This is a genomic window from Massilia sp., from assembly GCF_031995545.1.
Lineage (GTDB): Bacteria > Pseudomonadota > Gammaproteobacteria > Burkholderiales > Burkholderiaceae_D > Telluria.
The window spans coordinates 20,269-46,198 of the sequence record NZ_DAMAGA010000035.1 but is presented as its reverse complement, the minus strand read 5'-3'; the positions used below and the strand labels follow the sequence as shown (position 1 = coordinate 46,198).

The 25,930-nt window shown below is 67.0% G+C and carries 22 protein-coding genes; 11 read left to right on the top strand and 11 right to left on the bottom strand.

Annotation, left to right across the window (positions count from 1 at the left end; genetic code table 11):
- The first annotated feature begins 1 nt into the window (after nucleotide 1).
- Nucleotides 2-2,353, top strand: coding sequence for an LTA synthase family protein (locus RTQ83_RS19515; RefSeq protein WP_312518177.1), 2,352 nt, complete (start codon nucleotides 2-4; stop codon nucleotides 2,351-2,353).
- A gap of 154 nt (nucleotides 2,354-2,507) precedes the next feature.
- Nucleotides 2,508-4,097 carry a methyl-accepting chemotaxis protein gene (locus tag RTQ83_RS19510; RefSeq protein ID WP_312518174.1) on the top strand — a complete coding sequence of 530 codons (1,590 nt, stop codon included), beginning with the start codon at nucleotides 2,508-2,510 and terminating at the stop codon, nucleotides 4,095-4,097.
- Between the two features lie 10 nt (nucleotides 4,098-4,107).
- Here RTQ83_RS19510 and RTQ83_RS19505 read toward each other — a convergent pair whose 3' ends face one another.
- Nucleotides 4,108-7,290: an error-prone DNA polymerase gene (locus RTQ83_RS19505; RefSeq protein ID WP_312518171.1), complete on the bottom strand. Its 3,183-nt coding sequence runs from the start codon at nucleotides 7,288-7,290 to the stop codon at nucleotides 4,108-4,110.
- Between the two features lie 78 nt (nucleotides 7,291-7,368).
- Between RTQ83_RS19505 and RTQ83_RS19500 the strand changes: the two genes are divergently transcribed.
- From RTQ83_RS19500 to RTQ83_RS19485, 4 genes are all read left to right on the top strand, one after another.
- The gene (locus RTQ83_RS19500; RefSeq protein ID WP_312518169.1) at nucleotides 7,369-8,172 is read left to right on the top strand and encodes a PhzF family phenazine biosynthesis protein; all 804 of its coding nucleotides are present in this window, start codon (nucleotides 7,369-7,371) and stop codon (nucleotides 8,170-8,172) included.
- 175 nt (nucleotides 8,173-8,347) lie between these two features.
- Nucleotides 8,348-10,738, top strand: coding sequence for a TonB-dependent receptor (locus RTQ83_RS19495; protein WP_312518166.1), 2,391 nt, complete (start codon nucleotides 8,348-8,350; stop codon nucleotides 10,736-10,738).
- A gap of 127 nt (nucleotides 10,739-10,865) precedes the next feature.
- A complete protein-coding gene (locus RTQ83_RS19490) occupies nucleotides 10,866-11,675 on the top strand; it encodes a hypothetical protein (RefSeq protein WP_312518163.1) in 810 nt (269 codons plus the stop codon).
- A 72-nt stretch (nucleotides 11,676-11,747) separates the two neighbouring features.
- Nucleotides 11,748-11,921 carry a hypothetical protein gene (locus tag RTQ83_RS19485; protein ID WP_312518161.1) on the top strand — a complete coding sequence of 58 codons (174 nt, stop codon included), beginning with the start codon at nucleotides 11,748-11,750 and terminating at the stop codon, nucleotides 11,919-11,921.
- Between the two features lie 62 nt (nucleotides 11,922-11,983).
- Here RTQ83_RS19485 and RTQ83_RS19480 read toward each other — a convergent pair whose 3' ends face one another.
- Complete coding sequence (locus RTQ83_RS19480) at nucleotides 11,984-13,111, bottom strand: branched-chain amino acid ABC transporter substrate-binding protein (protein WP_312518158.1); 1,128 nt, start codon at nucleotides 13,109-13,111, stop codon at nucleotides 11,984-11,986.
- Nucleotides 13,112-13,315: 204 nt separating this feature from the next.
- On the opposite strand from RTQ83_RS19480, the gene RTQ83_RS19475 reads away from it, so the two are divergent.
- Nucleotides 13,316-13,645, top strand: coding sequence for a hypothetical protein (locus RTQ83_RS19475; RefSeq protein ID WP_312518155.1), 330 nt, complete (start codon nucleotides 13,316-13,318; stop codon nucleotides 13,643-13,645).
- Here RTQ83_RS19475 and RTQ83_RS19470 read toward each other — a convergent pair.
- The 4 genes from RTQ83_RS19470 to RTQ83_RS19455 all read right to left on the bottom strand — a co-directional run bounded on the left by RTQ83_RS19470 (nucleotide 13,624) and on the right by RTQ83_RS19455 (nucleotide 18,047).
- Nucleotides 13,624-14,994: an ATP-binding protein gene (locus tag RTQ83_RS19470; RefSeq protein ID WP_312518152.1), complete on the bottom strand. Its 1,371-nt coding sequence runs from the start codon at nucleotides 14,992-14,994 to the stop codon at nucleotides 13,624-13,626. The two genes, RTQ83_RS19475 and RTQ83_RS19470, sit on opposite strands and share 22 nt — an antisense overlap.
- Nucleotides 14,991-15,653, bottom strand: a complete 663-nt coding sequence (locus RTQ83_RS19465) for a response regulator transcription factor (protein ID WP_312518149.1) — start codon at nucleotides 15,651-15,653, stop codon at nucleotides 14,991-14,993. The genes RTQ83_RS19470 and RTQ83_RS19465 overlap by 4 nt, the downstream gene beginning before the upstream one ends.
- A gap of 50 nt (nucleotides 15,654-15,703) precedes the next feature.
- Nucleotides 15,704-17,245 carry a Do family serine endopeptidase gene (locus RTQ83_RS19460; protein WP_312518146.1) on the bottom strand — a complete coding sequence of 514 codons (1,542 nt, stop codon included), beginning with the start codon at nucleotides 17,243-17,245 and terminating at the stop codon, nucleotides 15,704-15,706.
- 337 nt (nucleotides 17,246-17,582) lie between these two features.
- Nucleotides 17,583-18,047, bottom strand: a complete 465-nt coding sequence (locus tag RTQ83_RS19455) for an Hsp20 family protein (RefSeq protein ID WP_312518144.1) — start codon at nucleotides 18,045-18,047, stop codon at nucleotides 17,583-17,585.
- Nucleotides 18,048-18,274: 227 nt separating this feature from the next.
- On the opposite strand from RTQ83_RS19455, the gene RTQ83_RS19450 reads away from it, so the two are divergent.
- From RTQ83_RS19450 to RTQ83_RS19440, 3 genes are all read left to right on the top strand, one after another.
- A complete protein-coding gene (locus RTQ83_RS19450) occupies nucleotides 18,275-20,224 on the top strand; it encodes a peptidase M61 (protein WP_312518141.1) in 1,950 nt (649 codons plus the stop codon).
- 350 nt (nucleotides 20,225-20,574) lie between these two features.
- Nucleotides 20,575-21,792, top strand: a complete 1,218-nt coding sequence (gene tyrS / locus RTQ83_RS19445; RefSeq protein WP_312518139.1) for a tyrosine--tRNA ligase — start codon at nucleotides 20,575-20,577, stop codon at nucleotides 21,790-21,792.
- Nucleotides 21,793-21,877: 85 nt separating this feature from the next.
- Nucleotides 21,878-22,618, top strand: coding sequence for an AAA family ATPase (locus RTQ83_RS19440; RefSeq protein WP_312518135.1), 741 nt, complete (start codon nucleotides 21,878-21,880; stop codon nucleotides 22,616-22,618).
- Between the two features lie 29 nt (nucleotides 22,619-22,647).
- Here RTQ83_RS19440 and RTQ83_RS19435 read toward each other — a convergent pair whose 3' ends face one another.
- From RTQ83_RS19435 to RTQ83_RS19425, 3 genes are all read right to left on the bottom strand, one after another.
- Nucleotides 22,648-23,010 (bottom strand): hypothetical protein, encoded by a 363-nt coding sequence (locus RTQ83_RS19435; RefSeq protein ID WP_312518133.1) that lies wholly within the window; start codon nucleotides 23,008-23,010, stop codon nucleotides 22,648-22,650.
- Nucleotides 23,011-23,115: 105 nt separating this feature from the next.
- Nucleotides 23,116-23,724 carry a flavodoxin family protein gene (locus tag RTQ83_RS19430; protein ID WP_312518130.1) on the bottom strand — a complete coding sequence of 203 codons (609 nt, stop codon included), beginning with the start codon at nucleotides 23,722-23,724 and terminating at the stop codon, nucleotides 23,116-23,118.
- Nucleotides 23,721-24,212, bottom strand: coding sequence for a DUF2938 domain-containing protein (locus RTQ83_RS19425; protein ID WP_312518127.1), 492 nt, complete (start codon nucleotides 24,210-24,212; stop codon nucleotides 23,721-23,723). The genes RTQ83_RS19430 and RTQ83_RS19425 overlap by 4 nt, the downstream gene beginning before the upstream one ends.
- 78 nt (nucleotides 24,213-24,290) lie before the next feature.
- Between RTQ83_RS19425 and RTQ83_RS19420 the strand changes: the two genes are divergently transcribed.
- Nucleotides 24,291-24,731: a helix-turn-helix domain-containing protein gene (locus RTQ83_RS19420; RefSeq protein WP_312518124.1), complete on the top strand. Its 441-nt coding sequence runs from the start codon at nucleotides 24,291-24,293 to the stop codon at nucleotides 24,729-24,731.
- A gap of 416 nt (nucleotides 24,732-25,147) precedes the next feature.
- On the opposite strand, the gene RTQ83_RS19415 is transcribed toward RTQ83_RS19420, so the two are convergent.
- On the bottom strand, nucleotides 25,148-25,501 hold the full coding sequence (locus tag RTQ83_RS19415) for an efflux RND transporter permease subunit (RefSeq protein ID WP_312518121.1): 354 nt from the start codon (nucleotides 25,499-25,501) through the stop codon (nucleotides 25,148-25,150).
- A gap of 22 nt (nucleotides 25,502-25,523) precedes the next feature.
- Complete coding sequence (locus RTQ83_RS19410; RefSeq protein ID WP_312518119.1) at nucleotides 25,524-25,916, bottom strand: VOC family protein; 393 nt, start codon at nucleotides 25,914-25,916, stop codon at nucleotides 25,524-25,526.
- Between the last annotated feature and the right edge of the window lie 14 nt (nucleotides 25,917-25,930).

Sequence of the window (25,930 nt, the reverse complement as noted above, 5' to 3'; positions counted from 1 at the left end):
CGTGACAGCACCGCCGCGCACTGCCGGCGCCATCGGCGGCGCACTGGCGCATGCACTTGCTCATGCGCTGGCTGCGCTGCCGGCATTGGCCGCCGCCTGGCTGTGCCTGCGCATCGCCGAGAGTATCCACGCCGGCGCCGCCGGCATGCCGCAATCGACGCTGTTCGGCGCCGCCGTCGGCAACGACGCGCTGGCGCTGCTGCGCTACGCCTTCCTGATCCTGCTGGCCGCGCTGCCGCTGGCATTGACCACGTCGCGCCGCCTGCGCACGGTGCTGCTCGGCGCCGGCTGGAGCGTGCTGCTGTGCGCGCACGCGGCCCTGCTGCAATACCACTGGAGCGCCGGCGTGCCGCTCGGCGCCGACCTGTTCGGCTATGCGCCGGGCGAGATCGGCAAGACCGTGGCCGCCGGCATGGCGTTCGACGCTCGCCTGGCGGGCGCTCTGCTGCTGGCGCTGGCCGTGCTATGGACCCTGCTGCTGCTCATCGAGCGTTTCGCCTGGCCGCGCGCCGGCCGCCTCGGCGTGCTGGCGGCGCTCGGCGCCAGCGTGCTGGCCTTCGCCGTGCTGCCGGGCCACTACACGCCGCGCGTGGTGGAGAGCGATGCCGAACGCGATTTCCTGGTCAACAAAAGTGCCTGGTTCGCAGACCGCAGCCTGGACTGGCTGGCCGGCGCCGCACCTGCGCGCGCGGTGGCGCAGGCACCGGACCGGGCGCCGTGGCAAGGCGCCGATCCGCAGTATCCCTTCCTGCGCGCCGAACGCACGCCGGACACGCTCGGCCCCCTGTTCAAGCCCGCCACCGGCTGGAGCACGCCGCCCAAGCTGGTGTTCATCATTGTCGAAGGCCTGGGCCGCACCTTCTCCGGCCCCGGCGCGCGCCTGGGCAGCTTCACGCCCTTCCTCGACGCGCTGGCCGGGCGCAGCCTGTACTTCGAAAACTTCCTGGCGCCGCAGGGCCGTACCTTCGGCGTCCTGACTTCGGTATTCGGTTCGCTGCCGTTCGGCGAAGGCGGCATGGCGGCGCTGGGCGAGCGCATCCCGCGCCATGCTTCGCTGCCGTCGGTGCTCAAGGAGCAAGGCTACGCCACCCGCTTCTACACCGGCTCCAACGTGGAGTTCGACAACGAGACCCAGGTGCTGCGCGCGATGGGCGTCGAGCAGATCGTCAGCGAGCGTGATTTCGGCCCTCCTTACGTGTGCGCCAACGAATGGGGCTACGGCGACCGCGACCTGATGCGCATGGTGCTGGAGCGCGAACGCGCTCTCGGTGCCGCGCCGGCGCTGACCATCGTCCAGACCACCGGCATGCACAACCCGTTCACCTTCCCCGACCAGGCCGCGTGGCGCGAGCGGGTCGAGCGCCGCGTGGCCACGCGCCGCCTGCCGCCGCTGCCGGTGTACACCGAACAGCGCGACGTCTTCGCCAGTATCATGTACATGGACGACGCGCTGCGCATGTTCTTCGAAGAGGCCAAGAGCCTGCCCGGCTACGACAACACCATCTTCGTCATCACCGGCGATCATCGCCTGCCCGAGCTGCCGATGCAGACGCGCCTGGAGCGCTACCACGTGCCGCTGATCGTGTACTCGCCGCAGCTGAAGGCGCCGCGCGCGATCAAGTCGGTGTCGTCGCAGTTCGACCTGGCGCCGGCGCTCTTGGCCTACCTGTCCAACAATCACCGCATCAAGACCCCGGCGCAAGTGACGTGGCTTGGCGCCGGCCTGGATACCGAGCCGTCGCTGCGCAACCTGCACGCGATTCCGCTCAAGCAGACCAGGACCGAACTGAGTGACTTCATCTCCGGCATGGCCTACCTGGGCCAAGACCGCCTGTACACGCTGGGCGACGGCATGGCGATCGACCGCCTCGACAACGATGTGCTGCTGGACCAGGCACGCGCGCAGTTCGCGTCCTTCCTGCGCGCCAATGCCACGATCGCGAGCGGCGCCGCGCTGGCGCCGGACGGCATTTCCCTGGTGCCCTTCGGCGGCGAACGCACCCTGCGCATCGCGCCGCTGCTGGCCGAAGCCGGGGCGGTCGGCGTCAGCGGAATACGCGTGCGTCCCGGCAGCGGGCGCCTGACGATCGAAGCCACCATCACCAATCACGCCACGGCATCGTCGCGCACCTTCGCGCCGATGCTGGTCGTCGCCGACGAACATGGCGCGCAGCTGGCCGAGAGCGTGGCGCCGGCATTGGTGCTCGGCGCCGGCGAAGCGGTGCGCGTCGCGCTGCAGCCGCCGCGCGAGCTGGCGGCAGGCGTGTATTACGTGTCGGTGATTCCCTCGCACCCCGACACCGGGCGCGCGATCGGCGCCGGCCAGTATCACTTGCCGGTGAAGCTGGACTGAGCTGGGTCATCCGAGTTCGTTGCACTCCTGTCACGCTGTTGTATTCCTGCTGAATTTGCCGAATTCTCGGGTCAATATCGTTTCACCCCAGCAACTGTAGGGTTTATACTTATTGCGAACAGGCAATCCTGCCCTTCGCTGGAGAGAAACCCGCATGCGTCTCAACACCCCGGTCACCGCCAATGAAATCCTGCTCGGCGAAGGCAAGACCATCGTGTCCACCACCGACCTGCAGGGGAATATCCGCTATGCCAACCCGTACTTCGTGCAGATCAGCGGCTACAGCGAAGAAGAACTGATCGGCGCGCCGCAGAACATCCTGCGCCATCCCGACATGCCGGTCGAAGCCTTCGCCGACATGTGGCAATCGATCCGCGCCGGCCGCCCGTGGAGCGGCATGGTCAAGAACCGCTGCAAGAACGGCGACCATTACTGGGTCTATGCCAACGTCACCCCGGTGCTGGAGAACGGCCGTCCGGCCGGCTACATGTCGGTACGCACCGCACCGACGCGCGAACAGGTGACGCAAGCGGCGGCGCTGTACGCCGAGTTCAAGGCCGGCAATCCGCGCCGCCTGGTCCTGCGCAATGGCCGCGTCGAGCGCAGCGGCCTGGCCGGGCGCATGGCCGCGCTGGGCCGCCTGCCGCTGCGCGCCCAGGTCAATGGCGGCATGAGCGCCGTCAGCGCGCTGCTGGCCGCGCTCACGCTGGCCTGCTGGCAGGCCGGCTTGCCGGCATGGACCTCGGCAGCGCCGCTGGCTTGCCTGGTGCTGGTGCTTGGTCTGTGGTCGAGCCTGCGCCGCAACGTGCTCTCGCCCCTGGCCGAAGCCGGCGTCTTCGCGCGCAGCCTGGCCGGCGGCGACCTCACCTGCCGCATCGCGCCGCGCCGCGACGACGAGATGGGCCAGCTGATCGCCGCGCTGCGCCAGTCGGCGGTGAATCTGTTCAGCGTGATCGGCGACGTACGCGCCAACTTCGACGAGATCCGCCATACCAGCGGCGAAATCGCCAGCGGCAACATGGACCTGTCGAGCCGCACCGAGTCGCAGGCATCGAGCCTGCAGGAGACCGCGGCCAGCATGGAGCAGCTCACGCGCAACGTCGGCCACAGCGCCGACGGCGTCAGCTCGGCCAACGCGCTGGCGGCACGCGCGGCGACGGTGGCCGGCGACGGCCAGCGCCGGGTAGCGGAAGTGGTGAGCACGATGGACGCGATCAGCGCTTCGTCGCACAAGGTGCTCGACATCGTCGGCATGATCGACGGCATCGCCTTCCAGACCAACATCCTGGCCCTGAACGCCGCGGTGGAAGCGGCGCGCGCCGGCGAGCAGGGCCGCGGCTTTGCGGTGGTGGCGGGCGAAGTGCGCACGCTGGCCCAGCGCAGCGCAGCGGCGGCCAAAGAGATCAAGGCGCTGATCGACGCCTCGATCGCCACTGTCGACAACGGCAGCCGCCTGAGTGTCGCCGCCGGCGCCGCGATCGGCGAAGTGGTGAGCGCGGTGGGCGACGTCACCCGCGTGATGGACGACATCGCCACCGCCACGCGCGAGCAGTCGGGCGGCCTGGGCCAGGTCAACGGCGCGGTCAACCAGCTCGACACCATCACCCAGCAGAATGCGGCGCTGGTCGAGGAATCCGCCGCAGCAGCAGCTGCCCTGGCGCGCCAGGCCGACGACGTGGCGCAGGCGCTGGCGGTGTTTCAGCTGGAAGGCCGGCGCACGGCATCGCTGCGCCTCGCCGCGTAGGGTTGGCAGCTCAACAAAAATCGCGGCTGCGCGCATCCAGCCCGCCCAGCAGGTGCGACAGATCGACCAGCCGCTTGGCCACCAGGTGGCGCACCTCGCCCTCCTTCTGCCACACCCCGTACACCCCGAGCAGCGGTGCGTTCAGTACCTCGCGCCGCTGCTGCTCCACCAGCGTCGGCCACACGATCACGTTGATGTTGCCGGTTTCGTCTTCCAGCGTCATGAACAGCACGCCCTTGGCGGTGCCGGGCCGCTGGCGCACGGTGACCAGGCCGCAGGCGCGCGCCAGCTGGCCGTTCTGGAAGGTCATCAGGTCGGATGCCGGCATGAAGCGCTGTTTCAGCAAACGCTCGCGCAGCAGCGCCAGCGGATGGCGGCCCAGCGTCAGCCCCTGCGCGCGGTAGTCGCCGACGATCTCCTCGCCCTCGCTCGGCGCCACCAGGCTGGGCGTCTCTTCGCGCGGTACGGTCGGACGCAGCAAGTCCTTGTCGGGCGCCGCGCCGGACGCCTGCCACAGCGCTTCGCGCCGGTGCCCGGCCAGCGATTGCAGCGCGTTGGCCGCGGCCAGCACTTGCAGGTCGCCGCGGTCGAGCTGCGCGCGGCGCGCCAGGTCGGCCACGCTGTCGAACGGCTGCGCCGCGCGCGCCTGCTCGATGCGCTCGGCCGCGTCCTGATTCATGCCGCGCTGGAGCGACAAGCCAAGCCGCACCGCCGGCTGGCGCGAGCGGTCCTCGGGGTCGTATTCTTCCAGCGTCGAATCCCAGCCACTGACCGTGACGTCCACCGGCCGCACCTCGATGCCGTGGCGGCGCGCGTCCTGCACCAGTTGCGACGGACTGTAGAAACCCATCGGCTGGCTGTTGAGCAGCGCGCACAGAAACGCTGCCGGCTCGTGGCACTTGAGCCAGGAACTGGCATACGCCAGCAGCGCGAAGCTGGCCGCGTGCGATTCGGGAAAACCGTATTCGCCGAAGCCCTGGATCTGGCTGAAGATCGCTTCCGCGAATTCCTGGGTGTAGCCGCGTTCCAGCATGCCGCCGACGATGCGGTTGTAATACTGTTCCAGCCCGCCCTTGCGCTTCCAGGCCGCCATCGCGCGGCGCAGCTGATCGGCCTCGCCCGGCGTGAAGCCGGCGCCCAGGATCGCCACCTGCATCACCTGTTCCTGGAAGATCGGCACGCCCAGCGTGCGCTCCAGTGCTACCTTCATCTCGGCGCTCGGATAGTGCACCGGCTCCAGCCCCTGGCGCCGGCGCAGATACGGATGCACCATGCCACCCTGGATCGGCCCGGGCCGCACCACCGCCACCTCGATCACCAGGTCATAGAACTGGCGCGGCCGCATGCGCGGCAACATGCTCATCTGCGCGCGCGACTCGATCTGGAACACGCCCACCGTGTCGGCATTGCAGATCATGTCGTAGGTGGCCGTATCGTCGGCCGGGATGTCCTGCATCTCGAACACTTCACCGTGGCGCAGGCCGACCAGTTCCAGCCCGCGCCGCATCATCGACAGCATGCCCAGCGCCAGCACGTCGACCTTCATCAGGCCCAGCTCTTCGAGGTCGTTCTTGTCCCACTGGATCACGCTGCGCTCCGCCATCGCCGCGTTCTCGATCGGCACCAGGCGCGAGAGCTTGCCGCGCGCGATCACGAAGCCGCCCGGATGCTGCGACAGGTGGCGCGGGAAGTTCAGCAGCGACTGCGCCAAGGTCGCCCACTGGCGCGACAGCGGCGCGTCGGGATCGAGACCGCTCTCGGCCAGGCGCCCCAGCAAATCGGCGCGGCTGTCGAACCAGTGATGGGTCTTGGCCACCTTCTCGACGATGGCGAGATCGATGCCGAGCGCACGCCCGCTGTCGCGCAGCGCGCTCTTGGGCCGGTAGCTGATCACCACCGCCGCCAGCGCCGCCCGTTCGCGCCCGTACTTGCGGTAGATGTACTGGATGACTTCTTCGCGCCGCTGGTGCTCGAAGTCGACGTCGATGTCGGGCGGCTCGTTGCGCTCCTTCGAGATGAAACGTTCGAACAGCAGACTGGCGCGCGCCGGATCGACCTCGGTGATGCCTAGGCAGTAGCACACCGCTGAGTTGGCGGCCGAGCCGCGGCCCTGGCACAGGATCTCCTGCGAGCGCGCGAAGCGCACGATGTCGTACACGGTCAGGAAGTAATGCTCATAACGCATCTCGGCGATCAGCGCCAGCTCGTGCTCGATCTGGGCCTGCACCTTGGCCGGGATGCCGGCGGTGAACCGGCGATGGGCGCCGATCCAGGTCTCGCTGCGCAGGTAGCTGCTGGCGTCGTGGCCGGGCGGGACTACTTCATCGGGATACTCGTAGCGCAGCTCGTCGAGCGAAAAAGTGCACAGGCGCGCGATGCGCACCGTCTCGGCCAGCGCCTCGCGCGAATACAGGTTGGCCAGGCGCAGGCGCGCACGCAGGTGCTGTTCGGCGTTCTGCGCCAGGCCATAGCCGCACTGCGCCACCGGTTTGCCCAGACGGGTGGCGGTGAGCGTGTCCTGCAAGGGTTTGCGCGAGCGCACGTGCATGCACACGTGGCCGAGCGCCACGATCGGCAGGCCGTGCTGCCATCCCACCTCTTCCACCGTGGCGCGGTGGGCGTCGTCGAAGGCGCGGTGCAGCAGGTTCAGCCCCAGCCAGGCACGCCCCGGGAAGGTGGCGGCCACCCACGCGGCCTGCGCGTGCAAGCGGTCGACGTCCTTTGCCTCGTGGCCCGGATAGGGCGGCAGCAGGATCGCCAGGCAATCGGGCATGTGGCGCAGGTGGGCGCTGGCCGGCGCCGGGTCGGCCAGGTCGCCGGGTGTCAGGTAATAGGTGCCCTTCTCGCTGCGGGTGCGCCCGAGCGTGATCAGTTCGGACAGGTTGCCGTAGCCCTCGCGGTTCTGCGCCAGCAAAATCAGGGATGGCGCCGCGCCGCCATCCGGGTCCTTCAAATGGAAATGGGCGCCGACGATCAGTGGCAGGCCGGTCTTCTTGGCTTCGGCATGGGCACGCACCACACCGGCCAGCGAGCATTCGTCGGTCAGCGCCAATGCGAAGTAGCCCAGCTGCGCCGCGCGCGCCACCAGTTCCTCGGCATGCGAGGCGCCCTGCAAAAACGAGAAGTTCGACAGGCAGAACAACTCGGCATAGGGCGGCAGTACCTGGGATGACGGCGGCTGGAATTCAGGCATGGGCTACAATGCTGACAGAACAGCAAATACTGTATAAAAACACAGTATAACCGACTAGCCAACCTGACAAGGATTCTCGTGCTTCCTTCATACACTGCGCATGCATTGCGTTGCTTCGGCGCCGCGCCCGGCGACGGTAATCCGGCCCTGGTGATCGAAGACGACGCCTCGCCCGCAGCGGCGCGGCAAGCCTTTGCACGCGAACGCAATACCACCTGCGTCTGGATCGATCCGGCGCCGCAGGACGGTATCGCCGCAACCGTCGACTTCTACTATCCGCACACGCGCAGTCCCTTGTGCCTGCATGCCACGCTGGCGGCGGCGCAGCTGCTGTTCGCGCGTCACGGCGCCGCAGTACCGCTGACGGTACGCACTGCGGTGCATGGACAGGAACTCGGCCTGGCGCGCATCGGTGACGACCTGTTCGTGCGCCTGGCGCCGCAGGAGGTAGCGCAACCCGCGCTGGACCCCGGCTTGATCCCGCGCCTGCTGCGCGTGTCCGATGCGGCCCTCACCGGCGCGGCGCAGGTGGCCTCGGTCGGCAGTCCCAAGCTGCTGGTCGAAGTGCGCACCGCGGCCGAACTGCATGCGCTGGCGCCGGACCTGGAAGCCATCGCCGCCTGGAGCAAAAACACTGGCGTGAATGGCATGTATGCCTGGTGCCGTCACGCGGACGACGTCTTCGAAGGCCGCAACTTCAACCACCTTGACCCGCGCCTGGAAGACAGCGCCACCGGCGTCGCGGCCGGCGCCCTTAGCGTGCTGCTGGGACGCGGACTGACGCTACGCCAGGGCAAGGCGAGCGGGCGCGATTGCCTGATCCGCACCCGCATCGAAGACGGCGCGGTGCTGGTCGGCGGGCGCGTGGAAGCGCTCCCATGAAGCGTCCGATGTCACCATCTGTCTTCGCTTTGTCACCTTTTGTCGCGGGCTTATGCATGGGCTAGAGTTATAGCTCTACAACGTTGCATTAATGCTACAGTGCGATGGTTATCGAAGGATCAAGCGATTAAACTCCGAATTTCCTTCGGAGAAAATCGTGCCTAACCTGAAAATAATGTCTCGCTCGCTGTTGCTGGCCTTGTACGGCAGCACCGCCCTCGCCGCCTTCCCGGCCATCGCCCAGAACACCCTCGCCACCCCGGCCGCCCCTGGCGTCCAGGCCGGCGACGTGGTCCCCAGCGTCAGCGTGGTCGGTTCGCGCCGCGTCGGCGTCGCTTCCGCCACCGACACCCCGGTCGCGGTCGACTTTATCCCGATGACCAAGGCGGCCGAGCAAGGCGGCCAGTTCGACCTGGCCCAGGCCCTGGCCACCCTGTCTCCGTCGTTCAACTCGACCCGCCAGACCGGCGCCGACGGCGCCGACCTGATCGACTCGGCGGCCCTGCGCGGCCTGGGTTCGGACCAGACCCTGGTGCTGGTCAACGGCAAGCGCCGCCACACGGTGGCGCTGGTGAACCTGTTCGGCGCGCGCAACCGCGGCAACACCGGCACCGACATGAACGCGATCCCGCTGATGGCGATCCGCGAAGTGCAGGTGCTGCGCGACGGCGCCGCTGCCCAATACGGCTCGGACGCGATCGCCGGCGTGATCAACATCGACCTCAAGAAAAACCTGGGCTGCGAATCAGTGGTGGGCTACGGCCAGTACACCGCCGGCGACGGCGAGAACTGGCTGGCCTCGGCCTACTGCGGCGTGGCCGTGGCGGGCGGCGTGCTGGGCATCACCGGCGAATACTATGACCGCGGCCGCTCGAACCGCTCGGAACCGGGCAACCCGCGCATCATCGGCGACACCAAGTCCGAAAACCAGACCGTGTACCTGAACGGCGACTTCCCGGCCGGTCCGGGCAACAAGTTCTACTTCACCGCCGGCGTGCAGAAGCGCGACGCATCGTCGGCCGCCTGGGCGCGCGAAGGCCTGGGTTCGGAAGACATCCCGTCGCGTAACTCTGCCGCGATGTACCCGAACGGCTTCGTCCCCTTCATCAATGGCGACCTCGACGACCGCTGGGGCACCGTCGGCTACCGCTGGACGATGGGCGAATGGAATGCCGACCTGTCGCAGACCTACGGCTACAACCGCCTGAAGTACGACATCGCGAATACCCTGAACGCGTCGATCGCCAACCTGGACCTGACCAACGGCGGCGCCGGCACTAGCGCCAGCAGCTTCAATGCCGGCGGCTTCTCGTTCCGCCAGGCCACCACCAACCTCGATATCAGCCGCTTCTACAGCGGCGTGGCGCAGGGCATGAACGTCGCCTTCGGCCTCGAACACCGCCGCGAAAACTACAAGATCTTCGCCGGCGAAGCGGGTTCGTATATCGACGCCGACGGCGTGGGCGTGGGCGGCAATGCCGGCAGCCAGGGCTTCCCGGGCTTCCAGCCGGGCGACGAGACCGACGCCGACCGCCACAGCAGCGCGGCCTATATCGACGTCGAAACCGACCTCACCGACCGCTTCAAGCTGCAGACCGCGCTGCGCTACGAGCGCTATTCGGACTTCGGCTCGACCACCACCGGCAAGCTGGCCGGCGCATACCGCATCAATCCGCAGGTGCTGCTGCGCGCTTCGGCCAGCACGGGTTTTCGTGCGCCGTCGCTGCAGCAGATGTACTTCTCGTCGACCTTCACCGACTTCGTCAGCGGCCAGCCGCTGGACGTGGTGCTGGCGCCGAACGGCGGGCGCGTGGCCAATGCCGCCGGCATCCCGCAGCTCAAGGAAGAGGAATCGAAGAGCTACACGCTGGGCCTGACCTGGGCGCCGACCCAATCGACTTCGCTCACGGCCGACCTGTACCGCATCGACATCGACGACCGCATCGTGCTGTCGGGCCGCTTCGACGCCGACAACTTCCCGGCACTGGGCGCGACGCTGCAACAGCTGGGCGTGGGCCAGGCGCAGTTCTTCGTCAACTCGGTCGACACCAAGACGCAAGGCCTGGACCTGACCGTGTCGAACCGCGCCACCGTCGGCATCGGCCGCCTGAACACCTACCTGGCCCTGAACTTCAGCAAGACCGAAGTGCAGCGCGTGAAGGCGCCATCGAGCCTGGCCGGTTTCGAGGACGTGCTGCTGTCCGAGCGCGAACGCCTGTTCATCGAAGAAGGCGCGCCGCGCCGCAAGGCCACGCTGGGCTTCGACTGGACGCAGGGCCAGCTCGAGACCTCGCTGCGCGTGATCCACTACGGTCAGCAGACGCTGGGTACCTTCTCGGGCCAGCCGGTGCCGAACCAGCACTATGAAGCCAAGACCTCGGCCGACCTGTCGTTCACCTGGGCCTTCAGCGACAAGACCCGCCTGACGGTGGGCGGCACCAACATCTTCGACGTCAAGCCGACGCGCCAGGATCCGAACGAGACCGACAACGGCTTCAAGTACGAGAGCGTGCAGTTCGGCCTGAACGGCGCGGCGATGTTCGCGCGTCTGGCGCACCGGTTCTGATGCACTGACCGGCTCGCGTTCGAGCACTGCGGCCCGCGATCCTCGCGGGCCGTTTTCTTTTGTGCGCCGGGCCATGCACGCGCTTGTGCAAGAATGGCGCCATCTTTTACCTTCGCAGCCGAACACCATGGACAAACTGATTGCAGAACTGATGAGGCTTTACCTGCCGGCCGGCGCACTCGCCCCCGAACTGCTGGCGCAGCACCTGCAGGGCGAACAGAACGTGCCGGTCAGCCTGACCGGCAGCGACGGCCTGACGCGCGCCATGATGATCCCGTTCCGCAAGGCCAAGGGCGCGCAGGACGACGCCCACTGGAACCAGCTGTGCGAGGTCGCCAACGCACTGCAGGAGCGCCTGGGTTTCCCCGCGCCGGCGGTCAGCATTTCGGGCGGCGACGCCTATTACCTGTGGCTGTCGCTGGCCACGCCGGTGCCGTCCGAGCAGGCCCAGGCCTTCCTGGAACGCCTGCGCGACGCCTACTTCCCCGACACCGAGCTGGCGCCCGACCACGTGCTGGCACCGGTCGCGCTGCCGCCCTGCCTGCATCCGCGCACCGGGCGCTGGGCCGCGTTCATCCATCCGGGCATGGGCGTCTCGTTCGCCGACGAGCCGGGGCTGGAGATGATGCCGCCATCCGGCGGACAAGCCGGCTTCCTGGAGGGACTGGAAAGCATCGACGAAGCGCAGTTCACGAATGCGCTGGCACTGCTGCAGCCGGAGGGCGACGGGCCGCAGGCCAGCCTGGCGCTGGTGCCGGCGCTGCACACGCCGGAGGTCGAGTTCGCGCCCGCTCATCCGCCGGTGTCTCGTACATCGCCTGCGCCGGCGGACGGCCTGCTGCTCAAGGATGCGACGCTGGAAGACATCGTGCGCCATCTGCATGCGCTGGGCATCGAGCCGACCTTCCGCCACGTGCTGCCGCCTGCCCGGCGCTAGCGTTCTGGACGCCGCTCGAAGCGGCTCTATGCCACACTGGCCTTCATCGACATTCGTTTCATGGAGGACAGCATGAGCACTGAACAGCAAGCGAAAGAACAGGAAAAGGACGCGGCGCAGCAACCGGACGCGGAAGCGCAGCACCTCGACACCGATGGGCTGAAGGACAAGAAGCCGGAAGAATTGACGCCGGATGAGTTGCGCCTGATGGCCGACACGATGCCGGGCGAAGGGCCGGGCGACTGAAGCGCCTGACGCCTTCGTTCACGTGAAGCTGCTGCCGGCGCAGCCGGCAGCAGCTTCACGTATTACTTGGTCACGGTAATCACCGACCGCTTGCCGCCTTTGAAACCGTACAGCGTCACGGTGCCATCGCGCACATCGCCACGTTCATCGAACGCGATCGGCCCGGTCACACCCTTGTACTGAATCCTGGCCAGCACCGGCAGATACTTGGCCGGCGCCGACGACCCGGCCTTCACCATCGCCTCGGCCATGGTCATCACCGCATCGTAGGCATACGGCGCATTGATCTGCACGTCGATCCCGAAGCGCTTCTTGTAATCGGCGCGGAACTTGTCCATGCCGACCTTGGCCTCGCCCTGCACACCGCCCGCTTCCGCGCACACCACCTGGCCGTCGGCCATGGTGCCGCCCGACAGTTTGAAGATCTCGTCCGAGCAGATGCCGTCGCCGCCCATCAGGCGCACGTTCATGCCCAGCTGCTTCATCTGGCGCAGCATCGGGCCGGCGGTGGCGCTCATTCCACCGAAGAAGACCATGTCCGGCTTGCTGGCGCGGATGCGGGTGATGATGGTGCTGAAGTCGGTCGCCTTTTCGTGCGTGAATTCGCGCGCCACCACGCTGCCGCCCTGCTTCTGCAGGCTGCGCGAGAACTCGGTCACCAGGCCCTGGCCGTAGGCGGTGCGGTCGTCGACCACGGCGACGCGGCGCACCTTCATGGTGCCGGTCGCGTAGCGGCCCAGCGCCTGGCCCAGCTGCACGTCGTTGGCCACTACGCGGAAGGTGGTGTTGTAGCCTTGCTGGGTGTATTTCGGGCTGGTGGTCGACGGCGAGATCTGCGGGATGCCGGCGTTGTAGTAGATCTTCGAGGCCGGAATGGTGGTGCCCGAGGTCTCGTGGCCGACCATGCCGTTGATCCTGGCATCGACCAGCTTCTGCGCCACGCTGGTGGCCTGCTTCGGATCGCCGCCGTCGTCTTCGGCCATCAGCTGGAAGGTCACCTTCTTGCCGCCGATCGTCACGCCACGCGCGTTGAGCGCTTCGATCGCCATGCGCGCGCCATTCTCGGTATCCTTGCCGAAGTAGGCCACCTGGCCGGTCACGGCGGCCGCGTGGCCGATCTTGATCACTTCCTGGGCCTGCACCGCACTCACCGCCATCGCTGCGGTGGCCACCAACAACTTTTTCTTCATCGCTTCCTCGTCAGCTTGCACGGCGGCGCCCGTGCGCCGCCAAACCGGCCATTCTACCGTGAGTGCTCACACGCTGCATATGCGCTGCCTGCGGTGACAATTCAGTATATTGTCAGGCGCCGGATGCGGTATCCTGCTGCGTTCGTCCGTACGAAGATGCCCGCCCCTCGGCGACAACAATTACAAGCAACGGAGACCATCATCGTGACACCAGCCCGCACCGTGGCTGCCGGCGCGCTCGCCGGCGGCATGCTATTGCTATCGGCATTCCTCCCCGCCCACGCCCTGGATGGAGCGCGCGACGCCGGCAAGGCCCAGGCGCCCCAGGCGCACCAGGCACGCGCCGCCGAGAAGGAAACCACGCCGCGCCGCAAGCCGCTCAAGGCGTCGGCCAGACGCGAATGCGGCCGCATCGACGCCGCGATCCGCGCCAACGAAGAAACCGAACGGCGTGGCGGCGCGCGCGGCGTGATGGAGTCGCTCGAGCAGGATGCCCAGAGCCTGCGCAAGCGCTACCGCGAACTCGGTTGCTGAGCTGACGCCTGCGCCGGTCCCTGCATATTAAAAGTAACGGTCGCCTTCAGCCCGCCCAGCCGCCCGGACTGGTCCAGCGCCAGCGTGGCGCCGTGGCGCTCGGCGATGGCCTTGATGATCGCCAGCCCAAGCCCGCTGCCGGCGGCTTCGCTGCCGGCCACGCGGTAGAAGCGGTCGAACACGCGTTCGCGTTCGTCAAACGGGATGCCCGGGCCGCTGTCCTCGACCTGCACGGTGATCCGCCCGCCCTCGGCATGCACGCCGATGTCGACGGTGCCGCCGCCCGGCGTGTACTTGACCGCGTTGTCGACCAGGTTGCGCAGCAGGATCTGCAGCGCCTCCGGCTGGCCGTCGATGGTGGCCGGGTCGGCCTGCTGCACGCCCAGGTCGACGCCCTTGTTGGCGGCCACGCCGGCCAGGTCGGCCACCGTGCGCCGCGCCAGGTCGGCCAGGTCCACCGGCCGTGGCGCCGCGCCGCCCTGGGCGCTGGCTTCCTGGCGCGCCAGCACCAGCAATTGCTCGACCAGGCGCGTGGCGCGGTCGATGCCGGCGGTGAGGCGGCCCACTGCGATGCGCCGGGTTTCGGGATTGTCGGCGCGGTCCAGGCTTTGCGCTTGCAGGCGCAGCGCGGCCAGCGGCGTACGCAACTCGTGCGCGGCGTCGGCCACGAAATGCTGCTGGGCGTCGAAGGCGGCCTGCACGCGGCCGAACAGCAGGTTCAGCTCCTGCACCACCGGCCGCACTTCGTCCGGCAGGCCGTTATCGGACACCGGCGACAGATCGTCGGCCTGGCGCGACGCCAGCTGCGAGCGCACCCGCGCCACGGGTTTGAGCGAACCGCTGACCACCCACCACACCACCAGCATCAGGATCGGCATCATCACCGCCACCGGCCCCAACGTGCGCAGGGCCAGGTTGCCGGCCATGTTGCGGCGCACGGCCAGATCCTGCGCCACCTGCACCGTCTGGTTGGCGGTCTGGATCGAGAATACGCGGTAGGTGGTGCCGTTGGCGCGCACGTTGGAAAAGCCGAGCACCGCGCGCTGCGGCAGGCGCGCGCGCGAGACGCTGTGGAACATCTGCACGCCGTCCGGGGACCACATCTGCACCACCATGTCGTCGTTGCCGCTGGCGCTGTCGGCTTCGGCGCGGGCGCGCCCTTCGTTGTTCGACAGCGGCGTGCCGGAGCGCAGCGACAGCGCCATCTGCTGCATGTGGTAGTCGAAGATCTGGTCGGCGTCGTGCAGCGCCGTGCGGTAGGCGATGGTGGCCTGGGCCACCGCGGCCAGGGTGATCGCGGCGAGCAGGAACCACAGCAGGCGCCCGCGCAGCGAGTGCGTCATTTTCATACTTTGGGAACCATGTAGCCCACGCCGCGCACGTTCTGGATCAAGTCGCTGCCGAGCTTCTTGCGCAGGCCGTGGATGTACACCTCGACCGCATTGCTGGAGACTTCATCGCGCCAGCTGTACAGCTTTTCTTCGAGCTGGGCGCGCGACAGCACGGCGCCGGGACGCGCCACCAGGGCCTCCAGCACCGCCCATTCGCGCGCCGACAGCGAGACGTTGGCGCCGTCCACCAGCACTTCGCGGGTGGCGGGATTGACGCTGATGTTGCGGTATTCGAAGACCGGTTCGGCGCGGCCGGCGGCGCGCCGCGACAGCGCGCGGATGCGCGCCAGCAGTTCGTCGAGGTCGTAGGGTTTGAGAACGTAGTCGTCGGCGCCGGCGTCCAGCCCGGCGATCCGCTGCGGCACCGAGTCGCGCGCGGTGGCGACCAGCACCGGGGTGCGGTCCTTGCGCGAGCGCATCGAGCGCAGCACGTCGAGGCCATCCTTGCGCGGCAGCCCCAGGTCGAGCAGCACCAGGTCGTAGTTCTGGTTCTGCATCAGGGCCGTGTCGGCCATCTCGCCGTCCTTGACCCAGTCGACGGCGTAGTGCTCGGCCCTGAGCAGGTCGAGCACCACTTCGCCGATCATCGTATCGTCTTCCACCAGCAGCAGTCGCATGAGATTTCCGTTGTTTCTGAACCGGTGCGCTGGAAGGACGCCGAGCTTCCTTAACCGATCCGCACCGGAATGAAGATTTTGTCACTCCCGCGCTGGATCAGCAAGGCCACCGACTTGCTGGCCTTGGACATCACCTCGCGCACCTGCTCGACCGAGTTGACCGGACGGCCGTTGACCGAGATGAGCACGTCGCCCGGTTCGATGCCCGCGATCGCGGCGGCGCCCGAGGCGTCCTCGATCACCAGCCCGGCGGCGATGCCGCTCTGGCGCCGTTCGACCGGTTCCAGCGTACGCAGGCTCAAGCCCAGCTTGGCGCTGTTGTCGAGCGACGCGACTTCTTCGCGCTCGCCACGCTTGGGCTTCTCGCTGGCGTCGGCCAGGGTCGCATCGATGCGCACCAGCTTGCCGTCGCGCCAGACGTCCAGCGCCACGCGTTCGCCCGGCTTGGACAAGGCCAGCATGCCCGGCAGGTCGCCCGAGCCGATGATGGCCTGTCCATTCGCACGGCGGATCACGTCGCCCGACTTCAGGCCGGCCTTCTCGGCGGCGCTGCCGCGCTCCACGCTCGAAATCAGGGCGCCCTCGGGCGACTCGAGCTTGAACGAATCGGCGAAGCTCTGGCCGACTTCCTGCACGCTCACACCGAGCTTGGCATGCTGCACCTTGCCGGTGGCGACGATCTGGTCCTTGATGCGTACCGCCAGGTCGATCGGGATCGAGAACGACAGGCCCTGGTAGCCGCCGGTCTGGCTGTAGATCTGCGAGTTGATGCCGACCACTTCGCCGCGGGTGTTGAGCAGCGGGCCACCCGAGTTGCCGGGGTTGACGGCGACGTCGGTCTGGATGAACGGCACCGTGCTGTCCGGCAGCGAGCGGCCGGTGGTGCTGACCACGCCGGCGGTGACGGTGCTCTCCAGGCCGAACGGCGAACCGATGGCCAGCACCCACTCGCCCACCTGCAGCGACTTCGATTTGCCGATCGGCGTGACCGGCAGGTTCTTGGCGTCGATCTTGAGCACGGCCACGTCGGTACGCGGGTCGGAGCCGAGGACCTTGGCGCGGAATTCGCGGCGGTCCTGCAGCTTGACGGTGACTTCGTCGGCGTTCTGCACGACGTGGGCGTTGGTAAGGATGACGCCGTCCGGGCTTACGATGAAGCCCGATCCGGCGCCGAAAACGGGAGCTTCACGACCGCCGCGCTCACCACCGTAGCGCGGGTCCTGAAACTGCTTGAAGAATTCATAGAACGGGTGGCTGGGGTCGAGGCTCGGCATGCCGCCGCCACGGTTGGCGACCTTGGTCGAACCGACCACGCGGATGTTGACCACCGCCTTGCCGTTCTGCGCGGCGATGCGCGTGAAATCGGGAAGTGCGACCGTGCTCGAAGGCGCGCCGACCGCGGCCGCCGGTGCGGGCGCGGGAGCCGGTGCAGGCGCAGGAGCGGCTGCTGCAACGGCAGGCGCGGCTTCGGCCTTGACGTTATTGTGATTGACTGCGATTGCACCGACCGCGCCGCCAATGACACCCGCGGCACACAGGGCCAGCGTGAGGCGTTTGGCAGTGATGGCAGTAACGGCACTAGGGTTCGACATGGTGTGTGCTCCTGATGAAGTATGTTGAATCGACGATGTGGACTATCGATGAAACGTATCTTCCCGCATGAGCCTTAGACAATACTTAATTTATTAAAGGACTGTCTTAAAGCGCACTTAAGTAGGGTTGGCGACTTTGCCGCCGACGCGGTCCACCAGTGCATGTGCCGCTGTGACGCATTTCGAACCTTACACGTGCGTTGAACGCGTCGGCGGCGTAGCCGCCAACCCTACGCGGGAATACCTGATCCGGACGTGCAAAGGGCGCCCATGTGAGCGCCCTTCTTTCAAACGACTACCGAGGTATCAGCCAGGGCGTCCGGTCAAGCGTTGTTAGTTAAGCGGCTTCGCGCTGTTCCAGGGTCTTGACGTTGCCGGTGTTGCCCTGCGCGTCGCCGATGGCGATCTTGCGCGGCTTGAGGGCTTCCGGCACTTCGCGCACCAGTTCGATGGTGAGCATGCCGTTGTCGAACGACGCGGTGGTGACCTTCACGTGGTTCGCCAGCTGGAAGCGCTGTTCGAAGTCGCGCGCCGCGATGCCGCGGTGCAGGAAGGTACGCTGGGTGGTGTCCTTCAGCTTGCGGCCGGTGACCACCAGGCTGTCACGCTCGGTGACGATTTCGACTTCGTCGCGCGAGAAGCCGGCCAGGGCCATCACGATGCGGTATTCGTCTTCGCTCACCAGTTCGATGTTGTACGGCGGGTAGCTCGGTTGCGCTTCGGCGCGTTGCTCGAGCAGGTTGGCCAGACGATCGAAGCCGATGGCGGAACGGTACAGGGGAGTCAGGTCAAAAGTACGCATGATATTCATATCCTTGTGAAGTTAAGCGATAAGTGACGGACCTCGTTGAGCATCCGTTGGAACCAATCTAATGCCACGCCAGGGCATTTTCAAGACTTATGAAATACGGATTTTTAGCCAATTTATCGAATATTGTTTGCAACATGTTTCAGTGGAAATGACAAGGAAATTTGCGTTTGGCGCCGTGCTACACTCGTTCGCTTGTGCCTAGTTTTCCTGCCTCCACCATGACCGCATCCCGTCGTTTCCTCGCCCCCGCCGCCCGTCCGGCCGGCGCCCTCGCCTTCGCTCTCGCACTCGCCTTCCCCGCTGCAGCCGCCACCCTCGCCGCTCCTGTCGCGGCCCCTGGCTCCGCCGTCCCGGCCGTGGGCAAGGCTGCCTATCCGGGCACCATCGCGCTGCACGTCGATGCATCCAACCTGTCGCAGCAGGTGTTCCGCATGCGCCTGTCGATGCCGGCGCGTCCGGGCCCAATGACGCTCCTGTATCCGCAATGGGCGCCGGGTAACCACGGCCCCAATATTCCGCTGACCCAGCTCGCGGGCCTGAAGTTCAGCGCCGGCGGCAAGCCGGTCGAGTGGACGCGCGACCCGGTCAACGTGTATGCCTTCCACGTCAACGTGCCGCAGGGCGCGGCCACGCTGGAAGCCGAATACCAGTTCCTGTCGCCGCTCGATACCTCGCAAGGCCGCATCACCATGACCGACGACATCCTCGGCGTGCAGTGGCAATCGGTGGCGCTGTACCCGGCCGGCTACGACGCGCGCCGCATCACGGTGCAGCCGACCCTGACGCTGCCAAAGGACTGGCAGTTCGCCAGCGCGCTGGAAGTCGAAGGCCGCACCGGCGACGAGGTACGCTTCAAGCCGCACGACTTCGACACCCTGGTCGATTCGCCGCTGTTCGCCGGCCGCCACTTCAAGCGCATCGACCTGGCGCCGGGCGCCAAGGTGCCGGTGATGCTGAACGTGGTCGCCGACAACGCCGAGAACCTGGAAGCCAAGCCGGAACAGATCGCGCTGCACCGCGCCATGGTCGACCAGGCCATCAAGCTGTTCGGCTCGACCCACTACAAGCACTACGACTTCCTGTTCGCGATCTCGGACGAATTCGGCGGCATCGGCCGCGAGCACCACCAGTCGAGCGAGAATGGCGTCAAGCTCGGCTACTTCACCGAATGGAACCGCAACGAAGCCGGACGCGAACTGCTGCCGCACGAATTCGTCCACTCCTGGAACGGCAAGTTCCGCCGCCCTGCCGGCCAGGACGTCCCCAACTTCAACACCCCGCTGCAGAACGAACTGCTGTGGGTGTACGAAGGCCAGACCCAGTTCTGGGGCAAGGTGCTGGCCGCGCGTTCGGGCCTGGTGTCGCAGAGCCATGCACGCGACGCGCTGGCGATCGACGCCGCGCGCTACGACAACACGCAGGGCCGCGACTGGCGAGCGATGCAGGACACGGTGAACGACCCGATCATCAACGGCCGCCGTCCGATCGGCTGGGGCAACTGGCAGCGCAGCGAGGACTACTACACCGAGGGCATGCTGATCTGGCTCGACGTCGACACCAGGATCCGCGAGCTCTCGGGCGAGAAGCGCAGCCTGGAAGACTTCGCGCGCGGTTTCTTCGGCGTCGAAAACGGACGCGTCGACGCGCTGTACTACAGCTTCAACGACGTGGTCGCGGCACTGAACAAGGTGCAGAAGTTCGACTGGGCGCCGTTCCTGCGCACCCGCCTGGACGGCCACGGCCCGGGCGCTCCGCTCGACGGCCTGGCGCGCGCCGGCTGGAAGCTGGTCTACACCGACACCCCGAGCGACGCCGGCCGCGCCGCCGAAGAACGCAGCAAGAGCGCCGACTTCACCTATTCGCTCGGCTTCTCGGTGCGTGCGGATGGCGGCGTGACCGGCGTGATCTGGGACGGCGTCGGCTTCCGTGCGGGGCTGGCAGCCAACACCACCATCGTCGCGGTCAACAACCGCGTGTACAAGGGCGAAGTGCTGAAGGCCGCGGTGCGCGACGCCAAGGATGGCAAGGGTCCGATCGAACTGTTGGTGAAGAAGGGGAACAACCTGCGCACCATCTCGCTCGATTACAAGGACGGCCTGCGCTATCCGCGTCTGGAGCGTATTGCCGGTACCAGGGATCGGCTGGAAGCGCTGTTCAAGGCCAAGTAAAGCTTGAACGGACGGCGGCCTGCCGTTAACGTAGGGTTGGCGGCTACGCCGCCGACGCGGGATCGCTGCTGGCTCCGATGTCGCGCCGGATGATCTCGCTGCAAACTATCACCGGAGCGCCGGCCGCCGCGTCGGCGGCATAGCCGCCAACCCTACTTGACCGCAGCGCAATGCTGCGGCTAACATGGCCCCATGCCTTTCATCGTGATCATCCTCGCCAGCGCCATCGCTGCCTATTATTCCTACCGCACCACACGGCGGTAGGGGCTATCACGCAACCCGGTCCGCCTGAGGCGGACATCACACGGGCAAACCGGTCTCCCTTGGGCGTTCCACCACCTGGAGACCACATGTCCACTACTTCCGACGTACTCGACCTGCTGCAAGAACGCGGCTTCATCCACCAGTGCACCGACGTCGCCGGCCTGCGCCAGAGCATGGCCAGGGCGCCCGTCACCGCCTACCTCGGTTTCGACGCCACCGCCGACAGCCTGCACGTCGGCCACCTGCAGGGCCTGATGCTGATGCGCTGGCTGCAGCGCGCCGGCCATACGCCGATGCTGCTGATCGGCGGCGCCACCACCCGCATCGGCGACCCGAGCTTTCGCGACACCTCGCGCCCGGTGCTGGACGAGGCCAGCATCGCCGCCAACATCGACGGCATCCGCAGCGCCTTCACGCGCTACCTCGGCCTTGAGGTGCCGGTGGTCGACAACGCCGAATGGCTGGACGGCCTGGGCTACCTCGATTTCCTGGGCAAGGTGGGACGCCACTTCAGCGTCAACCGCATGCTGACGTTCGACGCGATCCGCTCGCGCCTGGAGCATTCGCTGTCGTTCCTCGAATTCGGCTACACCCTGCTGCAGGCCTACGACTTCACCGAACTGGCGCGCCGCCACGGCTGCACGCTGCAGATCGGCGGCGCCGACCAATGGGCCAACATCATCAACGGCATCGACCTCGGACGGCGCCAGTCCTCGCTCGACCTGTACGGCCTGACCATGCCGCTGCTGGCCACCGCCGACGGCAAGAAGATGGGCAAGTCGGCCGACGGCGCCGTGTGGCTCAACGCCCATCGCCTGGCGCCGTACGGCTTCTGGCAGTTCTGGCGCAATGTCGACGACCGCGACGTGGGGCGCTTCCTGGCCTTGTTCACCGAGCTGCCGATGGATGAAGTGCGGCGCCTGGGCGCGCTGCAGGGCGCGGAACTGAACGAAGCCAAGATCGTGCTGGCCAACCAGGCGACGCTGCTGGCACATGGACCGGACGCGCTGGAGTCGGCGCAGCGGGCGGCGGCCGGCGCCTTCGGCGGCGGCGAGCGCGCCGACATGCCGACCTGCGTGCTCGATGCAGCGCGCCTGGCTGCCGGCGTGACGCTGGCCGAACTGGCGGTGGAGTCCGGATTGGCCGCATCGCGTGGTGCGGCGCGCCGGCTGGCGGCGGGCGGCGGCTTGCGGCTCGATGGCGTAACGGCGCCGGATGCCGATGCGGTGCTGGCTGGAGAAAACGGAGAATGGGTGCTGTCGGCCGGGCGCAAGCAGCATGCGCGCATCGTCGTGGTCAGTTGAGTGGAGGTGGCCTGAATTCGTGGCCGGCTGCAAGCGGCGCGTCCTGTGTCACACTGGCGGCATCCATCGTCACCGGTATGCACCCATGAACAAGTTTGCAGCCAAGCCCTACCTCCAGCGGATCTGGCCCGAGTTCGGCAGCGACGTCGACCTCGGCGAGTTTCCGTTCAACGTCCCCGCGGTGCGCGACTTGCAGCAGATCGACTTTCACGCCGACGTCACTTTCTTCGTCGGCGAGAACGGCAGCGGCAAGTCGACCGTGCTGGAAGCGATCGCGCTGGCGCTGGGCTTCGGCGTCGAGGGCGGGCCGATGAGCATCCAGCTGCTCGACACGCTGGGCGAGCGCTCGGCGCTGGCGCGGCACCTGCGCATGTCGCGCAGCTTCAAGCGTCCGCAGTACGGTTACTTCATGCGAGCGGAAAGCTTCTTCAACGTGGCGACCTACATGGACAAGGAAATCAGGGTTCCCTCGTACGGCGGCAAGGAGCTGCATGCGCGCTCGCACGGCGAAGCCTTCATGAGCGTCCTGCTCGATAAATTCAGGGCCAACGGCCTGTACCTGCTGGACGAACCCGAGGCCGCGCTGTCGCCCAATCGCCAGCTGGCGGCGCTGCGCGCGATCGATCAGCTGGTGCAGCAAGGCTCGCAGTTCATCATCGTGACCCACTCGCCGATCCTGCTGGCCTATCCGAATGCGAAGATCCTGGCGTTCGACGCGACCGGCATCAGCGAGATCGCCTACGAGGACACCGAGCACTTCGCGGTGACGCGCGACTTTTTGAATCACTATCCGCGCCGGCTGGAACAGCTGCTGGCGCCGGATTGACGCCATCCCACTGCGGCGCTAACGCCCCATCAACCCCACGTCCCGCGCTGGTTTACCAGGGTCTTCTTGCCCTCGGTGACCACCAGCCGCCCATCGGCGTGCACGGTGTAGGTGACGCGGCCCGAGCGGAACACATAGCCCTGGAAGGCGCACGGCGTGACGCCGTCGCGGCAGGTCGAGTGCATGGTCTTGCCGCGCAGCGTGATCGCCTTGCCGGACTTCTTGCTGGTGCCGGTATAGCTGACGTCATCGCAGGTGACATTGCCCTCTTCGCAGTTCTGCGTGATCGTGACCTTGTAGCCGGGCGTGTCCAGCGTCTGCGCCGTCTGCGCGTGGGCTGACGCCGCAAATACCAGTCCGGCGCAAGCCGCCAGCGTCGTGGATCGTTTCATGCATCCTCCTTGTCGACAGTGTTGGGACGATTATGCATGAGGCGGCAGCTCGATCCGTTCGATGGCGCGCTTATGGGCGCGGCGGGTTATCGATGCCAGAAATCATCACCGGGCACTGCGTGCCAGCCGGTGCAGCGTTTCGGCCACGTGGCGCCCGAACATGCGGGCGGTCTTGATGTCGCCGGCCGGGAACGCGTCGGCCGCCATGCCGTGTCCTGCCTGGGCCATCAGGCCGGTCCATGAACCGAGACGGTTCGCCGCGTCGGTCTCCGGCACGCCGGCGTGCTGCTCGGGCAGGAACGGATTGCCGACCCACAGCATCCCGTGCTGCATGCAGAACGTGAACATCGCCTGCAGCGTGGACTGCTTGTCGCCGGCCGGCAGCGACGACACGGTGAAGCCGGCGGCCAGCCGGCCTTCCAGGGCGCGTGCACGCCACAGCGGACCGGTGGCGTCCATGAACAGCTTGAACGGACCCGAGACGCCGCCGAGGTAGGTCGGCGAGCCGAGGATGTAGCCGTCGTAGCCGGGCAACGCGGCAGGGTCGCGCGTCATCTGCACGGCGTCGAGAACGGCGACGCGGGTGCGCGCCATGCTCTCGGCGCCGGCCGCCACGTGGTGCGCGATGTGGGCCGTATGGCCATGGCCGCTGTGGTAGACGATGGCCAGCGTCTTTGCCTGCTCGTCGCCTGGAGGCTGGGTGGCGGTGCTCATTGCACTGCTCCGGCGATGACGCGGGCGCACAGGTACAGTGCGAAGCCGAACACGATGTGGCTGGCCACGCTGCGCAGGCAGTTGCGCAGCGGCGCCGCTGTTTTTGAGGCGGCGAAGCCGGCGCCCATCGCGGGCTGCATCACGAACAGGGGCGCGGCTACCGTCGCCAGGCCGAACGCCAGCGCCGGCGCCAGCTTCGGGCTGCGCAGCCAGTCGATGCCGGCCAGCGCCACCAGCATGGCGGCGAAACCGATGCCGATCGCGTAATGCAGGAGCCAGCCAAGCGCCGTTTCGTGGCGCACCGGCGCCGCCTTGGCGATCGGCGCGTGGCGCAGGCGGCCGCGCCGCAGGTGGCCGGCCCAGCGCCCCAGCATCGCCAGGTCGAGCGTCGGCACGCCCAGGCGCCGCAGCAGCATCAGCCACGCATCGAGCAGCGCGGTCGCGCCGCAGCCGATCAAAACGATCAACACGATTTCCTTGGTTCCCATGGTTTCCTCCTGGTTGACGGGACTGGCGATGCGGACCACTATAGAAGTTGAAGTCAACTTCAAGTCAAGGGAGATTGCATGGATATCGCGGAAGTCGCGAAGCAGACTGGCGTGCCGGCATCGACGCTGCGCTATTACGAGAAACGCGGCCTGATCGCCTCGGTCGGGCGCCAGGGCTTGCGCCGGCGCTTTACGGACGAGGTGCTCGACCGCCTGGCGCTGATCGCGCTGGGACAGGCGGCCGGCTTGTCGCTGGACGAGATCCAGGCCCTGTTCGTTCCCGGGGCCGAGCCGGCGATCGACCGCACGCTGCTGGCGTCAAAAGCGGATCAGATCGATGCGCTGATCGTGCGGCTGGGCGCGATGAGCAAGGGCTTGCGGCATGCGGCGGCATGCCCGGCGCCGAGTCACATGGCGTGTCCGACGTTCAGGAAATTGCTGGCGTCGGCGGGATCGGGAGCGCTGGAGCGGCGCTGGCGTGGGACGAAGTTGCCGAAGCCGGCCGGTCGGCGCGCATGACAGCTTGGCGGCGCCACGTAGTGCCGTATTGCATCCCTGAGATAGGCCCGGTGGCAGGGCCGATCATGCACTGACGTCATGTTGTGTGGAAATGCGCATGTACTGAATGGTCGTAGCCCATGCCGCTGGAACCATCATGATGGCGCTCCGTGTTTTGCTACGTAGCGTCGGTACTGCCATTCCTGCAGATGCCATGTCGCCAGGCCGAACAGACCTCCCAGGACGAGGCAGGTGGGGCCCATGGTAGCGAGGGACTGCCCGAAGTGACCGTTCAGCCCCCCCAGCAGCAAGTACATGCAACACGTTGGCAGTCCGAATCCAACTACTCCGCGTTTCAGTATCCACTTTGCCAGGCCGGCATCGCGACTTTTCTTCCATTCCAGCGCATGTCTTTCTTTCATTCGTTTCCTGTCCAATCAGTCCATGCGCTGCGCCGCAAGAGATACGGTACGGGACGTCACCACGACCTCGCTGCCGAACACCAGCTTCTCGATATGCCGGCTTACCGCCTCGGCATCCTGTTGTTGCGCGCCGCCTTCGAACTGGATCTCGAGGACGATCGAACCATGACTCGTTGCCGAACTGATGCCGGTGACGCGGGGCAGCTTGAGGAGTGTCCGTTCGAGCGGATTGGTGACTGCCTGCTCCACGCGCTCGGGCGATTGTTCGGTTACCGCATAGCGCACCGCCACGACGGATGGCGCCGGTTCGAATGCGGACGCCGCCTGAGAACCCAGCAACATTGCCGCGGCGAGGACCCATGCTTTCATGGACTGCATCGGGCGCCGCGCCTTATTTGGCGCGATAGATCGCGCACAGCTTGTTGCCGTCCGGGTCGCGCACGTACGCCAGGTGCAGCGCGCCCATATTGCTTTCGCGAAGACCCGGCGGTTCTTCGATGGAAGCGCCGCCATGCGCGACGGCGACGTCATGGAACTGGTGCACCTGCTCGGGCGAGCTGCATTTGAAGCCGATGGTGGCGCCGTTGGCGGCGGTCGCTTCTTCACCGTTGATCGGCTCGCTCACGCAGAAGCTGTTGCCTTCATGACGATAGAACAGGCGGGTGTGGCCCGATGGCGCCTGATTGCGGATCGGTGCGCCCGCGCCGAGCATTCCGAGCACGGCATTGTAAAAACGTTCCGAGCGCTCGATGTCGTTGGTGCCGACCATGATGTGATTGAACATCCTTCAGTCTCCTT

What these genes read in the sequence shown, in the direction of transcription:
- RTQ83_RS19510 (WP_312518174.1), top strand. Translation starts at nt 2,508, where the DNA reads ATGCGTCTCAACACCCCGGTCACCGCCAATGAAATCCTGCTCGGCGAA.
- RTQ83_RS19505 (WP_312518171.1), bottom strand. Translation starts at nt 7,290, where the DNA reads ATGCCTGAATTCCAGCCGCCGTCATCCCAGGTACTGCCGCCCTATGCC.
- RTQ83_RS19495 (WP_312518166.1), top strand. Translation starts at nt 8,348, where the DNA reads ATGTCTCGCTCGCTGTTGCTGGCCTTGTACGGCAGCACCGCCCTCGCC.
- RTQ83_RS19490 (WP_312518163.1), top strand. Translation starts at nt 10,866, where the DNA reads ATGGACAAACTGATTGCAGAACTGATGAGGCTTTACCTGCCGGCCGGC.
- RTQ83_RS19485 (WP_312518161.1), top strand. Translation starts at nt 11,748, where the DNA reads ATGAGCACTGAACAGCAAGCGAAAGAACAGGAAAAGGACGCGGCGCAG.
- RTQ83_RS19480 (WP_312518158.1), bottom strand. Translation starts at nt 13,111, where the DNA reads ATGAAGAAAAAGTTGTTGGTGGCCACCGCAGCGATGGCGGTGAGTGCG.
- RTQ83_RS19470 (WP_312518152.1), bottom strand. Translation starts at nt 14,994, where the DNA reads ATGAAAATGACGCACTCGCTGCGCGGGCGCCTGCTGTGGTTCCTGCTC.
- RTQ83_RS19465 (WP_312518149.1), bottom strand. Translation starts at nt 15,653, where the DNA reads ATGCGACTGCTGCTGGTGGAAGACGATACGATGATCGGCGAAGTGGTG.
- RTQ83_RS19460 (WP_312518146.1), bottom strand. Translation starts at nt 17,245, where the DNA reads ATGTCGAACCCTAGTGCCGTTACTGCCATCACTGCCAAACGCCTCACG.
- RTQ83_RS19455 (WP_312518144.1), bottom strand. Translation starts at nt 18,047, where the DNA reads ATGCGTACTTTTGACCTGACTCCCCTGTACCGTTCCGCCATCGGCTTC.
- RTQ83_RS19450 (WP_312518141.1), top strand. Translation starts at nt 18,275, where the DNA reads ATGACCGCATCCCGTCGTTTCCTCGCCCCCGCCGCCCGTCCGGCCGGC.
- tyrS (WP_312518139.1), top strand. Translation starts at nt 20,575, where the DNA reads ATGTCCACTACTTCCGACGTACTCGACCTGCTGCAAGAACGCGGCTTC.
- RTQ83_RS19440 (WP_312518135.1), top strand. Translation starts at nt 21,878, where the DNA reads ATGAACAAGTTTGCAGCCAAGCCCTACCTCCAGCGGATCTGGCCCGAG.
- RTQ83_RS19435 (WP_312518133.1), bottom strand. Translation starts at nt 23,010, where the DNA reads ATGAAACGATCCACGACGCTGGCGGCTTGCGCCGGACTGGTATTTGCG.
- RTQ83_RS19430 (WP_312518130.1), bottom strand. Translation starts at nt 23,724, where the DNA reads ATGAGCACCGCCACCCAGCCTCCAGGCGACGAGCAGGCAAAGACGCTG.
- RTQ83_RS19425 (WP_312518127.1), bottom strand. Translation starts at nt 24,212, where the DNA reads ATGGGAACCAAGGAAATCGTGTTGATCGTTTTGATCGGCTGCGGCGCG.
- RTQ83_RS19420 (WP_312518124.1), top strand. Translation starts at nt 24,291, where the DNA reads ATGGATATCGCGGAAGTCGCGAAGCAGACTGGCGTGCCGGCATCGACG.
- RTQ83_RS19415 (WP_312518121.1), bottom strand. Translation starts at nt 25,501, where the DNA reads ATGAAAGCATGGGTCCTCGCCGCGGCAATGTTGCTGGGTTCTCAGGCG.
- RTQ83_RS19410 (WP_312518119.1), bottom strand. Translation starts at nt 25,916, where the DNA reads ATGTTCAATCACATCATGGTCGGCACCAACGACATCGAGCGCTCGGAA.